Annotated in this window: 1 protein-coding gene; it reads right to left on the bottom strand. The window is 62.7% G+C overall.

The window, feature by feature from the left end; all coding sequences use genetic code 11:
• Window positions 1–517 (bottom strand): peptidoglycan recognition protein family protein (locus tag PKE99_RS38705; RefSeq protein WP_271215193.1); only part of this gene is annotated, 517 nt, incomplete at both ends.

The raw sequence follows: 517 nt of genomic DNA, 5'->3' as shown, positions 1-517 counted from the left end.
CAAGCACTTCGCGCGTCAGTGGGCCGACAATGCCATCGGCGACGAGGTGATTATCCGCCTGGAAGGCCAGCACTGCCGCCCGGGTGCGTGCACCGAAGATGCTGTCCAGCGCCCCGGGGAAGTAACCGATTGACTCCAGCATGACCTGAAGACCACGCACCAGATCGCCGCGATCTCCGAGGCGCAAGGTGGTGATGCGGTTCGGCAGGACTTCCAGATCACTAAGGGCGGGCGGCAGATCCTGACGGATCATGTCAGCGGCGCCAGCCAGATCGCCCAGACCACCACGCGCATCCAGCCGCAGGACGGCCTTGTAATCGAAGACGGGGCACTCCTTGCGGGCGACCTCCCGGTGGCCATGAAACGTCACGGTGCCACGATATGCCTCGTCGATATCAAGGCAGAGGCCACGCAGGGTCGAAAACTGCGCTTCGGTGAACTTGTCGTTGTCGAGGCCATGGAGGCAGATGGCAATGGTGCCAGTGTTGTTTCCTTCCTGAGCCGCCGGGATCTTCTC

The organism is Pseudonocardia halophobica (assembly GCF_027922425.1).
Classification (GTDB): Bacteria; Actinomycetota; Actinomycetes; order Mycobacteriales; family Pseudonocardiaceae; genus Pseudonocardia; species Pseudonocardia halophobica.
This window is presented reverse-complemented; position numbering and strand designations above follow the sequence as displayed.